At 53.5% G+C, this 13,265-nt stretch carries 13 protein-coding genes and 1 pseudogene; 9 read left to right on the top strand and 5 right to left on the bottom strand.

What is annotated here, in order from left to right; genetic code table 11:
- The first annotated feature begins 148 nt into the window (after nucleotides 1–148).
- The gene (locus EDF82_RS07665; protein ID WP_123754938.1) at nucleotides 149–388 is read left to right on the top strand and encodes a YecH family metal-binding protein; all 240 of its coding nucleotides are present in this window, start codon (nucleotides 149–151) and stop codon (nucleotides 386–388) included.
- A gap of 35 nt (nucleotides 389–423) precedes the next feature.
- On the opposite strand, the gene ftnA is transcribed toward EDF82_RS07665, so the two are convergent.
- Together ftnA and EDF82_RS25415 are read right to left on the bottom strand one after the other, a co-directional pair.
- Entirely contained in the window at nucleotides 424–921 is a 498-nt protein-coding gene (ftnA, locus tag EDF82_RS07660) for a non-heme ferritin (protein WP_123754937.1), read from the bottom strand.
- Between the two features lie 64 nt (nucleotides 922–985).
- Nucleotides 986–1,088: pseudogene (locus EDF82_RS25415) on the bottom strand (hypothetical protein); the annotation flags it as partial.
- Between the two features lie 269 nt (nucleotides 1,089–1,357).
- Here EDF82_RS25415 and EDF82_RS07655 point away from each other — a divergent pair.
- Complete coding sequence (locus tag EDF82_RS07655) at nucleotides 1,358–1,996, top strand: RpiB/LacA/LacB family sugar-phosphate isomerase (RefSeq protein WP_123754936.1); 639 nt, start codon at nucleotides 1,358–1,360, stop codon at nucleotides 1,994–1,996.
- A gap of 51 nt (nucleotides 1,997–2,047) precedes the next feature.
- Here the strand turns inward: EDF82_RS07655 and EDF82_RS07650 are convergent, their stop codons facing one another.
- The gene (locus EDF82_RS07650; protein WP_123754935.1) at nucleotides 2,048–3,472 is read right to left on the bottom strand and encodes an MFS transporter; all 1,425 of its coding nucleotides are present in this window, start codon (nucleotides 3,470–3,472) and stop codon (nucleotides 2,048–2,050) included.
- 203 nt (nucleotides 3,473–3,675) lie between these two features.
- Between EDF82_RS07650 and azuC the strand changes: the two genes are divergently transcribed.
- Together azuC and EDF82_RS07640 are read left to right on the top strand one after the other, a co-directional pair.
- Nucleotides 3,676–3,759, top strand: coding sequence for a stress response protein AzuC (azuC, locus tag EDF82_RS07645; RefSeq protein ID WP_015583995.1), 84 nt, complete (start codon nucleotides 3,676–3,678; stop codon nucleotides 3,757–3,759).
- A gap of 79 nt (nucleotides 3,760–3,838) precedes the next feature.
- Complete coding sequence (locus EDF82_RS07640; protein WP_004864113.1) at nucleotides 3,839–4,090, top strand: DUF2766 family protein; 252 nt, start codon at nucleotides 3,839–3,841, stop codon at nucleotides 4,088–4,090.
- A 43-nt stretch (nucleotides 4,091–4,133) separates the two neighbouring features.
- Here the strand turns inward: EDF82_RS07640 and EDF82_RS07635 are convergent, their stop codons facing one another.
- Together EDF82_RS07635 and EDF82_RS07630 are read right to left on the bottom strand one after the other, a co-directional pair.
- Nucleotides 4,134–5,645, bottom strand: coding sequence for an MFS transporter (locus EDF82_RS07635; protein ID WP_174508142.1), 1,512 nt, complete (start codon nucleotides 5,643–5,645; stop codon nucleotides 4,134–4,136).
- 369 nt (nucleotides 5,646–6,014) lie between these two features.
- Complete coding sequence (locus EDF82_RS07630) at nucleotides 6,015–6,518, bottom strand: non-heme ferritin-like protein (RefSeq protein WP_123755507.1); 504 nt, start codon at nucleotides 6,516–6,518, stop codon at nucleotides 6,015–6,017.
- 814 nt (nucleotides 6,519–7,332) lie between these two features.
- On the opposite strand from EDF82_RS07630, the gene EDF82_RS07625 reads away from it, so the two are divergent.
- From EDF82_RS07625 to otsA, 5 genes are all read left to right on the top strand, one after another.
- On the top strand, nucleotides 7,333–8,313 hold the full coding sequence (locus EDF82_RS07625) for an arabinose ABC transporter substrate-binding protein (RefSeq protein WP_123754933.1): 981 nt from the start codon (nucleotides 7,333–7,335) through the stop codon (nucleotides 8,311–8,313).
- A 61-nt stretch (nucleotides 8,314–8,374) separates the two neighbouring features.
- Nucleotides 8,375–9,889 (top strand): L-arabinose ABC transporter ATP-binding protein AraG, encoded by a 1,515-nt coding sequence (araG, locus tag EDF82_RS07620; protein ID WP_123754932.1) that lies wholly within the window; start codon nucleotides 8,375–8,377, stop codon nucleotides 9,887–9,889.
- Nucleotides 9,890–9,903: 14 nt separating this feature from the next.
- Nucleotides 9,904–10,884 (top strand): L-arabinose ABC transporter permease AraH, encoded by a 981-nt coding sequence (araH, locus tag EDF82_RS07615; protein ID WP_123754931.1) that lies wholly within the window; start codon nucleotides 9,904–9,906, stop codon nucleotides 10,882–10,884.
- A gap of 160 nt (nucleotides 10,885–11,044) precedes the next feature.
- Entirely contained in the window at nucleotides 11,045–11,848 is an 804-nt protein-coding gene (gene otsB / locus EDF82_RS07610; RefSeq protein ID WP_123754930.1) for a trehalose-phosphatase, read from the top strand.
- Nucleotides 11,823–13,247, top strand: a complete 1,425-nt coding sequence (gene otsA, locus EDF82_RS07605) for an alpha,alpha-trehalose-phosphate synthase (protein ID WP_123754929.1) — start codon at nucleotides 11,823–11,825, stop codon at nucleotides 13,245–13,247. Before otsB ends, otsA begins: the two co-directional genes overlap by 26 nt.
- Nucleotides 13,248–13,265: the final 18 nt, after the last annotated feature.

Raw genomic sequence — 13,265 nt, 5'->3', positions numbered from 1 at the left:
GAGTATGTGAAATTGGCACGTTCGTCAAATGAGGGTTACAGTGCCTGTAATTATAGGTTTACACGACCGGCTGATTGCCCGAAGACTGCGCTGGCGCAACATGTTCACCGGTTGGCCCGGCTATGCTGTGCGTTTTACAGGAGGCGTTATGTCATCGATTCATGGTCATGAAGTGCTGCAGATGATGCTTGCTTCAGGGGAGCATTACACTACCGACAGTCTTGAAGCGGCAATTAGCGCGCGTTTTGGCGCCGATGCCCGTTTTCATACCTGTTCGGCACAAAATTTAAGCGCGGCGGAGCTGGTGGCTTTTCTGCAGAAAAAAGGGAAATTTATTGCTGAAGAGTCGGGATTTAATACCCGGGAAAGTAAAATCTGCCGTCATTAACAGGGCGGCGAAGCACTGCCTCGCCGCCGTAATAATTAATTCTGGGTGTCGAGCGTAGCCAGTTCTTTATCAATAAAGTACAGACCTTCGCCGCTTTTGCCGGCGAGGGTAAGCTTATCAATAACGGATTTAAATAATTTCTCTTCTTCGTGCTGCTCAGCAACATACCACTGCAGGAAATTAAAGGTCGGATAATCCTGATTGGTCATCGCCGCGTGGGCCAGCTCATTAATTTTCTGCGTAATCAGCTGCTCGTGTTCGTAGGTGACACGGAACAGATCGTCCAGCGACGCGTACTCGGCAAACGGTGAAGCAATGGTGTTGATGCAAGGCAGGCTGCCGGTGTCGGTCAGGTAATCAAACAGGCGCTGCATGTGGGTCATCTCTTCCTGGGCATGACGACGTAGGAAGGCGGCCGCACCTTCAAAGCTGTGGTAGCTGCACCATGCGCTCATTTGCTGATACAGCAGAGAAGAATAAAGCTCGAGGTTCATCTGCTCATTCAGTTTATCGATCATTTCTGTTTTCAGCATAGCGTGTGCTCCGAAAATAAAGGCTAAAGATTATTGTGGGGTTACTATAATTTGTTATTAATTTATTTGCAAAAAGTAAATTAAAAAATGTATTTATTAAAAATGATAATGGGAATAAAACGCATTGGCAATTTAATAATAAATGAGAATGGTTTTGGTTTAATATTTTAATTACCTGCTATTAGCAATAATAAAGTGCAAGTGATACGCCATTCACCGCCAGAGTGTGTGGGTGTATTCGCTTCTGTATCCTGCGAGAGCCCTCGTAGAAGCGCGGGGCGTTAGCGGCAACAAGAAGGCAAAAATGTGAAGCACTACGTAATTTATAAAACAACTTTTCATAAAATTTGAAAGTGCGTTTGTTAAGTAGTAGAGTCTTTCACAACGCTAACGAACTACTGCGGGAGTACCCGCGCAGCATTCAGGAGAGTAAAGCATGAAAATCGCATTGATGATGGAAAACAGCCAGGCCAGCAAAAACGCTACCATCCTCAACGAGTTAAACGCCGTTGCTGATGAAAAAGGTTTCCCGGTATACAACGTCGGGATGAGCGATGAGCAGGACCATCATCTGACCTATATCCACCTGGGCATCATGGCCAGCATTCTGTTGAACTCGAAAGCGGTGGACTTCGTTGTCACCGGTTGTGGTACCGGACAGGGCGCGCTGATGTCTCTGAACATCCACCCGGGTGTTGTCTGCGGCTACTGTATTGATCCTGCTGATGCCTTCCTGTTTGCTCAGATCAATAACGGTAATGCGCTGTCTCTGCCTTTCGCCAAAGGTTTTGGCTGGGGCGCGGAGCTGAACGTACGCTTTATCTTTGAAAAAGCCTTCACTGGCCGTAAAGGCGAAGGCTACCCGCCGGAGCGTAAAGAGCCGCAGGTTCGCAACGCCGGCATTCTGAACACCGTTAAAGCGGCCGTGGTTAAAGAGAACTATCTGGACACCCTGCGCGCTATCGACCCGGAACTGGTCAAAACGGCGGTTTCCGGCCCACGCTTCCAGCAGTGCTTCTTTGAAAACTGCCAGGACAAAGAGATCGAAGCCTTCGTGCGTCAGATCGTCGGCTAATCGCGTTTACTCGAGTATAAAGAGGGCCAGCTGCTGCTGGCCCTTTCTGTTTTATCTCTTCTGTTTCTTCGACACGCTGCTGCCGGCATCTTTGGTCAGGCGCAGGCTATCCACCATTCCCACCAGACAAATCAGCGCAATAAACACGAAAGAGAGGCGGAAGCTCACTCCCGGCACGCTGGTCAGGTTCAACCACTCGCTGGCTTTTTCCCCGATGCGGATCCCGATGGCGCCAAGGGTGATCCCTAGACCGACGGCCAGCTGCGAAGCGGTACTGAACAGGGTGTTGGCGTAGCTCATCTGTGGCGACGGCACATCGGCGAAGGCCAGCGTACTGACGCCGGTGAACTGGATCGAACGAAATACGCCGCCGAGGTACAGAATCAGGCAAATCAACCATACCGGCGTTTCTGGAGTTAAGAACGCGCAGGCCAGCAACGACAGCACGTTTAACGCGCCGTTGATCAGCAGCAAACGACGAAAGCCCAGCCAGCGAATCAGCGGCGTAGTGGCTGGTTTAATCGTGAAGTTGCCGACAAACACCGCCAGCACCAGCAGCCCGGAGTGGAAGGGATCCATGCCAAAACCAACCTGAAACAGCAACGGCAGCAGGAAGGGGACGGCGCTGATTGAGGCGCGGAACAGCGACCCGCCATACATCGTAACCCGGAAGGTAGGGATCTGCAGCGCGTCCAGGCGCACCATCGGCCAGGCCGCGCGGCGAAAATGGCGCAGTGAAAACAGCATACAGGCGATCCCCAATCCCAGCAGGGCGAGGGTGGCCCAGCCTTGAGGCTGAGTATCGCCGAGCAGCTCCATCGCGCTCACCAGGCTGACCATCGCTACCGAGGTCGCCAGGAAACCGGGAAGGTCGAAGGGACGCCGTTCCTCTTCCCGGATGTTCGGGATAATGCGCAGCGACAGCGCGATAGCGATCAATCCGAGGGGAACATTGATAAAGAATATCCAGTGCCAGCTGGCATAGCTGGTGATAAAGCCGCCCAGCGGCGGGCCGATGATCGGGGCAACCAGCGCGGGCCAGGTCAGGGTGGCAATCGCTTTGATCAGCTGATCCTTGGGCGTGGTGCGCAGCACCGCCAGTCGGCCAACCGGAACCATCAGCGCGCCGCCCATGCCCTGAAGAACGCGCATGGCGACAAAGCTGTCGACGTTGGTAGAGAAGCCGCAAAAGACCGAGGCCAGCGTAAATATTGCCAGCGCGAGGGTGAAGATTTTTCGGGCGCCAAAGCGATCGGCAATCCAGCCGCTGGCCGGGATCAGTACCGCCAGCGTAATCAGGTAGGCGCTGATACCGATATTGAGGTCAACCGCCGCGACGCCAAAATCCTTCGCCATATCCGGTAACGCGGTGGCGATCACCGTACCGTCGAGAAACTCCATGAAAAAGGCCCCGGCGACCAGCAACGCCGGAGCCGAGAAGGCGCGGTCTTCCCGGGAAGAGATATCTGTACTCATTGTGTCTGCCATAGCAAGGTGAGGTTAGCCGCGAAGTACGCCCCAGACGCGTTACGCGTACCTTCCTCATTTTGTTTATTTTTTAAATTATACTTGTAATAAAAATGTGATTTGTAGCAAATTTCTATTGATTTATGTGACGCAAGTCATATTATAGCCCCATCGATAGTAACACCTGCATAACAAAATAACGGAGTCACTCCATGAAGTTGCGCAAAATCCTGAAGAGCATGTTCGAACAATATTGCAAAACCTTCAAAGATGTACCGCCTGCCGGTATGTTCTGATAAAAAAACCTGCTGCGGCAGGTTTTTTTATCTCTCGGAATTTAGGTTACTATTACGCTCCTCGAAATAGGAGTAATAAATGTCTCAACACCTCACTGAACAAGACGAACTGGTCTCTGACGTTGTCGCCTGCCAGCTAGTTATCAAACAGATCCTCGACGTCATTGATGTTATCGCCCCTGTTGAAGTGCGCGAGAAGATGACCACGCAACTGAAAGCCATCGATTTCGCCAGCCATCCAGCCTCCGCCGATCCGGTAACGCTGCGTGCGGTGCAAAAAGCCATTGCCCTGATAGAACTGAAATTTACGCCGCAGGGCGAAGCGCACTAAAAGCAGACGCCCCGCCAGAATCCTGGCGGGGCGTGAACACCGATTAATGAGAAGCAACGGGACTGATCTGGGTCGCTTGCTCATCCCTGAATAGCTTACTGTTACCCCAGCACTCTTCATAACGATGGCCGACTAAGCCTTCCACTACGATGCGCACATCGGACGGGATATCGCTAATCTTGCCGCCAGCCTTAATTCGCGCCACTTCCTGCAGCACTATCAAGTGCGCTTTGCGATCCAGCTTCATCTGCTTACTGAAGACAATCGCCGCCAGCGCCAGCAGGATCACGCCGCTACAGAAGACCACCGCAATCGCGGTCACCGCGCTTTCAGGCTGCGTATGCGCTTTTGACTGGAAGCCGTAGTAGCTGAGAATCGCGCCCATGGTGAAGACGATAATCGAACGCAAAATTTTACCGGAGAAGGTCATCGCACCGGCATAAATCCCTTCGCGACGACGGCCGGTATAGATCTCATCGACATCGGCGAGGAAGGTATAGACGGTCCACGGAATGTAGTACACGCCGCCGGTACCCAGGCCAAACAGCACGGTGATCCCGAACATCAAGATGGTTGCCAGGTGGGACGGCAGGTGGAAGAACCACAGCGAGGTGTAGAGCAACACGGAGAAAATAACGATGCTCAGCGCCAGGATGTAGGGCTTGCTGAACCCCTTTTTCACACACAGGCCGATAAACAACGCGGTGGAGACCAGCTGCAGGATGGAGTTCAGGCTGTTCAGCCCGGCAACCATCGCCGGATCGTGCTGCAGCACAAAGATCACGAAGTAGGTAAAGATCGAGGCAAACAGCCATTCTGCGCCGAAACCACAGAGATACATGCCGAGGTGTTTACGGAAAACCCGCAAATAAAAGGTCGAGATCATATCTTTCGCCAGCGTCGACAGCGTCGCCAGCAGGCTTTTTTTCTTGTTAACCGCATGGTCTTCTTCACGCGGACGTTCCCAGCTGCAGAACCACAGGCAGGAGATGGCGATAATCAGAATCAGGCCATAGGTCACTCCGGTAAGGAAGAATGGAGTGGCTGAATCTTTGCCGTACAGAAGGATAAACTGGCCCGGAATAAAGGCCGCCAGGAAGTTGGCCAGCTTACCGAAAATCGCCTTATAACCGGTAAGTTTTGAGCGCAATGCGAAATCATCAGTCATTTCTGTGGCTAATGTTTCGTAAGGCACCATAACTGATGTATAAATGATTTCGAAGATGACGTAAGTACACAGGTAGTACCAGAAGCTGAGGCCTTCAACCCACAGCAGCGGGTAGAACATCATCAGTGGAATACCAATCAACAAGAAGAAACGCCGCCGTCCGAAGCGTTTGCCAAGCCGTGTTTTACCGAAATTATCGGTAAGATAACCCATCAGCGGGTTACTAATCGCGTCAATAATGCTGGCGACGGAAAAGATAAATGCCGCCTCGATCAGCGTCAGGCCGCAGAACGTCGTATAGAAATACAATAGCCAGGCGCCGCTGATTGCCAGCGCGCCACTTCCCAGTAAGTTACCGCCGCCGTAGGCTAGCTGATGGCGTAACAAAATCGGTCTTCCCTGCAACGCTTGTGAGGTTGAAGCCGTATCTCTTGCCATTAATATAAACTCCGTGTTTTAAATTTTTGAAACGCTGTTTTTATATTCTTATGGCAAATGTTAAAAAGTGATCGCCGTCACTAATTCCCGTCTGCGATCTTCGGCTGGGCGGTAATGAGATCTACTTAAAAGTTTTTAATGCTTTTCAGGAATAAAAACGGCGCCGAAGCGCCGAAAATGATGTTTCAGAGAAACAGAGACAGGAAGCGTTGAGTGCTCGGCAGGTGGCCGCAGCGCGGTGGCGTGACCAGCGAAACCGTTCCCGCAGGAATCCCTTTCGCTGAGGGAACGGTTAATGTGGTGCCCGCCGCTACGGCCTTAGTTCGGGCGAGGGGTGACCAGGCTCAGCAGCTGTCGGTCGGTCTGTTGCATACACAGGCCGGCTTTATCGGCGTGACGCACCTTTTCCAGCACGCTTTGCAGCAGGATGCCATCCTGGCGCTGTTCTTTCTCTAACTGGGTCAGGAAACGCCAGGTGGTGTCGTCGCTGTGGGCTTTGGCCTCTTCGGCCAGCCCGGAGAGCGTGCTGCTACGCTGTTGGTGATCGGCAAGCGTTGCGGTAAAAAGCTCTTCGAGAGAAGCGCAGTCGTGACGATAGCAGTTTTTGCTTTTGACAATCGGCCAGCTGCCGCCGGTTTTCATAAAATCGAATACCCGCATCATCTGCGTCACCCGGGACTGCGCCCGGGAGCGTAAAAAGGTGGCGGTGCCGCTCAGACGCTGCTGTTCACACCATTCGCTGAGATGCAGGTATAGATTTGACGCGTGGAACTCAAGGTTCATCTGATGATTGAGTTTTTGAGCCATTCCAGGAACAACCATAAAAATATCCTTATTTAAGCTGGAGGTATCATTCGCACGTCGAGAGCCCTCATCCGTAAGCATCCGCATGCAAGACTCATTGCGTGCCACATTATTAGCAAAATAATTAATGTGTATTTCCCTGTGCCGTCGATAATTTATTTCCGACTACCGACAAATATAGAATACGCGCAAGAATGCGTTAAGAAAACTCTCAAACATCGGTATTTACGTTTCGTTACAACATCCCTGCTAAGTGTATTATTATATGATTTAATCTCATTTTTTATGTTTTCATTTTATTGATTTTATTGCCATTTTAATTTTTTAGGAAAAAGGATGAGTGCTACGATAATTATCTTAAATAAGAGTTTAACCTGACGTTAATAATTCGGTCATAACGAATCAATATTGCGAAAAAAATGTCAAAATAAATGGCGCGGATGCGTTGTTGCGCTCCAGGACAGCTGGCTGGCAACTTTTTCACGGCTGAAGGCGGCTTCTGGCCCCGCGAGGCCTGCCAGCAGTGACCTGGCAGGGACATGAGCGTCACAAGGATAACTCTGCTGTCGGCATGGACAAAATTGCTATTAATGACGTCAATTGTCTGACAATTGGCGTTTTTTTTATGTCTTTTTTCGCTGTATCTATGCACGCAATTACTGTAATTCCGCGATGTGATAATGCTCTCGTATGGAGAATTGATTTCCGGTTATTACTTAATGAACAACGGCAGTATGGGTTGCGGTTTCGTCTAATGCCTTGTTTTACGTCCGATAAAATAATTAAGTCCGATACTTCCCTACAGAAAAGCGAAATAAAGCTGGAGTTTACCATGCACAAATTTACTAAAGCGCTGGCGGCGATCGGTCTCGCTGCGGTTATGTCACAATCAGCTATGGCTGAATCCCTTAAGCTCGGTTTTCTGGTTAAACAACCGGAAGAACCCTGGTTTCAAACCGAATGGAAATTTGCCGATAAGGCCGGCAAAGATTTAGGGTTTGAAGTCATTAAAATTGCGGTGCCGGATGGTGAGAAAACCCTTAACGCCATCGATAGCCTGGCGGCTAGCGGTGCCAAAGGCTTTGTTATCTGTACGCCAGACCCGAAACTGGGTGCCGCCATTGTGGCGAAAGCCCGCGGCTACGATATGAAAGTCATCACCGTCGATGACCAGTTCGTCAATGCCAAAGGCAAGCCGATGGACAGCGTACCGCTGGTGATGATGGCCGCCAGTGAAATCGGCGCGCGTCAGGGCCAGGAACTGTATAAAGAGATGCAAAAACGCGGCTGGGACGTCAAGGATACCGGCGTGATGGCCATTACCGCGGATGAACTCGATACCGCCCGCCGTCGTACAACTGGTTCGATGGATGCGCTGAAAGCGGCCGGCTTCCCGGAGAAACAGATCTACCGCGTGCCAACCAAATCTAACGATATCCCCGGCGCTTTCGATGCCGGTAACTCAATGCTGGTTCAGCATCCGCAGGTGAAACACTGGCTGATCGTGGGCATGAATGACAACACCGTCCTTGGCGGCGTGCGCGCAACCGAAGGGCAGGGCTTTAAAGCTCCAGACGTGATTGGCATCGGTATTAATGGTGTCGATGCAGTGAACGAACTGTCGAAAGCCCAGGCGACCGGCTTCTACGGCTCTCTGCTGCCAAGCCCGGATATCCACGGTTATAAAACCAGTGAAATGCTCTACAACTGGGTGACCAAAGGCGCAGAGCCGCCAAAATTCACCGCGGTTACCGATGTGGTGCTGATCACTCGCGACAATTTCAAAGAAGAGCTGGCGAAGAAAGGGCTGTAAGGCCTGGCTTACCACGCCTCCTGCTCGCGCGGGAGGCTGAGTCCAGAAGAGCGGAGTCGTTATGCAACAGTCTACCCCTTATCTCTCATTTCGCGGTATCACCATGACTTTTCCCGGCGTTAAAGCGCTGTCTGATATTAGCTTTGACTGCTATAGCGGACAGATACACGCATTGATGGGAGAAAACGGCGCCGGGAAATCCACGCTGCTGAAGATCCTCAGCGGCAACTATATTCCGACCTCGGGCGATCTGCAGATTGGCGGGCAGCCACGGGTCTTTACCAACACCACCGAAGCGCTTAACGCCGGCGTGGCGATCATCTATCAGGAGCTGCACCTGATCCCGGAAATGACCGTCGCGGAGAATATCTACCTCGGCCAGATCCCGCATAAATACGGCCTGGTGAACCGTTCGCTGCTGAACTACGAAGCCCGTCTGCAGCTTGAGCATCTGGGGTTAGATATCGACCCGGAAACGCCGCTGAAATATCTCTCCATCGGCCAGTGGCAGATGGTGGAAATTGCCAAAGCGCTCACCCGCAACGCCAAAGTGATCGCCTTTGATGAACCGACCAGTTCGCTTTCGGCCCGTGAGATCGACAATCTGTTCCGCGTCATCCGCGAACTGCGCCAGGAAGGGCGCGTCATTATCTATGTGTCGCACCGCATGGAGGAGATTTTCGCCCTGAGCGACGCGATCACCGTCTTCAAAGATGGCCGCTATGTTTGCACCTTTGATGATATGGCCACCGTTAACCATGACGCGCTGGTCCAGGCGATGGTGGGGCGCGAGCTGGGCGATGTTTATGGCTGGAAGCCACGTGAATATGGCGAGGAGCGCCTGCGTCTTGAGCAGGTGAAAGCCCCTGGCGTGCGTGAGCCGGTGAGTTTGTCGGTGCGTAGCGGGGAGATCGTCGGCCTGTTCGGGCTGGTGGGCGCCGGGCGCAGCGAATTAATGAAAGGGCTGTTTGGCGGCACCCGCATTACCGGCGGCCAGGTCTATATCGACGGGCAGGCGATTGATATTCGTAAACCGGCCCACGCAATTGAAGCCGGGATGATGCTGTGCCCGGAGGATCGTAAGGCCGAAGGTATTATTCCGGTTCACTCGGTGCGCGACAATATCAACATCAGCGCCCGGCGTCGGCATATTCACGCCGGCTGCATTATCAATAACGGCTGGGAAGCGCAAAACGCAGAGCACCATATCAACGCGCTCAACATTAAAACCCCCGGCGCCGAACAGCTGATTATGAATCTGTCCGGCGGCAATCAACAAAAGGCGATTCTCGGGCGCTGGCTGTCGGAAGAGATGAAAGTGATCCTGCTGGATGAACCTACCCGTGGGATAGACGTGGGGGCGAAACACGAAATTTATAACGTCATCTATGCCCTGGCGGCCTCTGGTGTGGCAGTGGTGTTCGCGTCCAGCGACTTACCGGAAGTGCTCGGTGTGGCCGATCGCATTGTGGTCATGCGCGAAGGCGAAGTGGCGGGTGAACTGCTGCATGAAGATGCCAATGAACAGCAGGCGTTAAGCCTTGCGATGCCAAAAGTGAGCCAGGCGGTCGCCTGAGTAAGGAGTCAAAGATGTCCTCTGTTACTACCCCAAACGCCAGCCGTTCCACATTCAGCTTTGCCCGAATCTGGGATCAGTTTGGCATGCTCGTGGTCTTTGCCGTGCTGTTTATCGGCTGCGTGATTTTTGTGCCTAACTTTGCCTCGTTCATCAACATGAAAGGGCTGGGGCTGGCGATTTCCATGTCCGGCATGGTGGCCTGTGGGATGCTGTTTTGCCTGGCGTCCGGCGATTTTGACCTGTCGGTTGCTTCGGTTATCGCCTGCGCAGGGGTGACCACCGCGGTGGTGATCAACCTGACGGAAAGTATGTGGATAGGTATTGCCGCCGGTCTGCTGCTGGGCGCGCTGAGCGGGCTGGTTAACGGCTTCGTGATAGCCCGGCTGAAGATCAACGCCCTGATTACCACTCTGGCAACGATGCAGATTGTTCGCGGCCTCGCCTATATCATCTCCGATGGTAAAGCGGTCGGTATCGAAGACGAGCGCTTCTTTACCTTAGGCTATGCCAACTGGTTTGGTCTGCCGGCACCGATCTGGCTCACCGTCGCCTGCCTGATTGTTTTCGGCCTGCTGTTGAACAAAACTACCTTTGGCCGCAATACCCTGGCGATTGGCGGCAATGAAGAGGCGGCCCGTCTGGCTGGTGTTCCGGTGGTTCGCACCAAAATCATCATTTTCGTGATTTCCGGTCTGGTGTCCGCCGCGGCGGGGATCATCCTGGCATCGCGTATGACCAGCGGCCAGCCGATGACCTCAATTGGCTACGAGCTGATTGTGATTTCGGCCTGCGTGTTGGGCGGCGTGTCCTTGAAAGGCGGGATCGGCAAGATCTCCTATGTGGTCGCCGGGATCCTGATCCTCGGTACCGTTGAGAACGCCATGAACCTGCTGAACATTTCGCCGTTCTCGCAGTATGTGGTGCGCGGCGTGATTCTGTTGGCGGCGGTTATCTTCGATCGCTACAAACAAAAAGCGAAACGCGCAGTTTAACGCGCCCCAACCTTCAAGTTTACTTCTCGATCAACGCCAGCGCCCGCTGCGCTGGCGTCAACAATCAAAAATGGCGATCCCGGTCACACTGTCTATACTTACATGGCTAACAATTCGTTAACAACCAGCATTTCGCTGGCCATGAAAGGAGGAAAACAGGGTGGCTGACCAGATATCTGTACCGCCTGTGCCAACCGGAAATTACGCCTTTTTCTTTGACCTCGACGGTACCCTTGCCGATATCAAACCTCATCCCGATCAGGTTGTTATCCCCGCTAACGCGCTGCTGGCGCTGCGGCAACTGGTGTTGCAGCACAATGGTGCCGTGGCATTGATTTCAGGGCGCTCAATGGCTGAGCTTGATGAACTTACCCGTCCGTATCGGCTGCCGTTAGCCGGTGTTCACGGGGCTGAGCGCCGCGATATCAATGGTAAAACCCATATCGTCTCCTTGCCTGATGCACTGCTGAAAGAGCTGGATGAACAGCTGCAAAGCGCACTGGAGAAGATGCCGGGCTGCGAGCTGGAACGTAAAGGCATGGCGTTTGCCCTGCATTATCGCCAGGCGCCGGAGTACCACCACCAAGCGCTGTTGCTGGCGCAGCAGTTAGTGAAGCACTATCCGATCCTGGCGCTACAGCCCGGTAAGTGCGTGGTGGAGATTAAACCGCGCGGCGTGAACAAAGGCGAAGCGATCGCCACTTTTATGCAGGAAGCACCGTTTCAGGGACGAGAGCCGGTGTTTGTGGGGGATGATTTGACGGATGAAGCCGGTTTTAACGTGGTGAACCGGCTGGGCGGCATGTCGGTGAAAGTCGGGAGTGGCGACACTCAGGCACACTGGCATCTGCCGGATGTGGCTGCCGTTCAGCACTGGTTACTTAGCATCGCCAATAACAGACAACAACCCGATGCGCGAAACGACAGGAGGGATGGCCATGGGACGCTTAATCGTCATATCTAATCGTATTGCGCCGCCGGATGATAAAAAAGCCAGCGCCGGTGGCCTGGCGGTGGGGATCCTCGGGGCGCTGAAGGCCGCGGGAGGATTGTGGTTTGGCTGGAGCGGGGAAATCGGCGACGACCAGAAGCCGCTCACCAGAGTCACGCGCGGCAATATTACCTGGGTGTCGTTTACCCTCAACGAGCAGGACCACGACGAATACTACAATCAGTTTTCTAACGCGGTGCTGTGGCCGGCGTTCCACTATCGCCTGGATTTAGTGGATTACCAGCGCGCCTCCTGGGACGGCTATCTGCGGGTTAACGCGAACCTTGCGGAAAAACTCCTGCCGCTGATTGAGCCCGACGATATCGTGTGGATCCACGATTATCATCTGCTGCCGCTGGCCAGTGAACTGCGCCGGCGCGGGATGACCAACCGCACGGGCTTCTTCTTGCACATTCCTTTCCCGACGCCGGAAATCTTCAACGCGCTGCCGCCGCACGCCGAACTGCTGGAGCAGTTGTGCGACTACGACCTGCTGGGATTCCAGACCGAAAGCGATCGGCAGGCGTTCCTGGATAGCGTCGCGTTGCAGACCCGTCTGGTGACGCGAGGCGGCCGGAACCACGATGCCTGGGGGAAACATTTCCGCACCGAGGTCTACCCGATCGGCATCGATCCTGCCGAGATTGCCCAAAGCGCCAAAGGTCCGCTGCCGCCAAAACTGGCGCAGCTGAAAAGCGAGCTTAAGAGCGTGCAAAATATCTTTTCCGTCGAGCGGCTGGACTACTCCAAAGGGCTGCCGGAGCGCTTTCTTGCCTATGAGTCTCTGCTGGAAAACTATCCTCAGCATCACGGGAAGATTCGCTACACCCAGATTGCGCCGACCTCGCGCGGTGAAGTGCAGGCCTATCAGGATATTCGTCATCAGCTGGAGACGGCGAGCGGCCGAATTAACGGCCAGTATGGTCAGCTGGGCTGGACGCCGCTGTACTACCTGAATCAGCACTTTGAACGCAAGTTGTTGATGAAGATATACCGCTATTCCGACGTCGGCCTGGTGACGCCGCTGCGTGACGGCATGAACCTCGTCGCGAAGGAGTTTGTTGCCGCCCAGGACCCGCAGAACCCAGGGGTGCTGGTACTGTCGCAGTTTGCCGGTGCGGCAAATGAGCTGACCAGCGCGTTAATCGTCAATCCTTACGATCGTGATGAAGTGGCGGCGGCGCTGGACCGCGGCCTGACCATGCCGCTGGAGGAGCGCATTGCCCGCCACTCGCAGATGATGGCGGTGATCAAGGATAACGATATTCACCACTGGCAGGCGCGGTTTATCAGCGATCTCCAGCAGATCAAACCGCGACGCGAGAATAACCCCTTAGCACAGAACGTCTCCGCGTTACCTAAACCTGCCTAGTCACCCTGAGGGCTGACG

The organism is Klebsiella sp. BIGb0399 (assembly GCF_003752615.1).
Taxonomy (GTDB): Bacteria; Pseudomonadota; Gammaproteobacteria; order Enterobacterales; family Enterobacteriaceae; genus Klebsiella; species Klebsiella lignicola.
The sequence above is the reverse complement of the archived record's forward strand: the minus strand, read 5'-3'. Positions and strand labels throughout refer to the sequence as shown.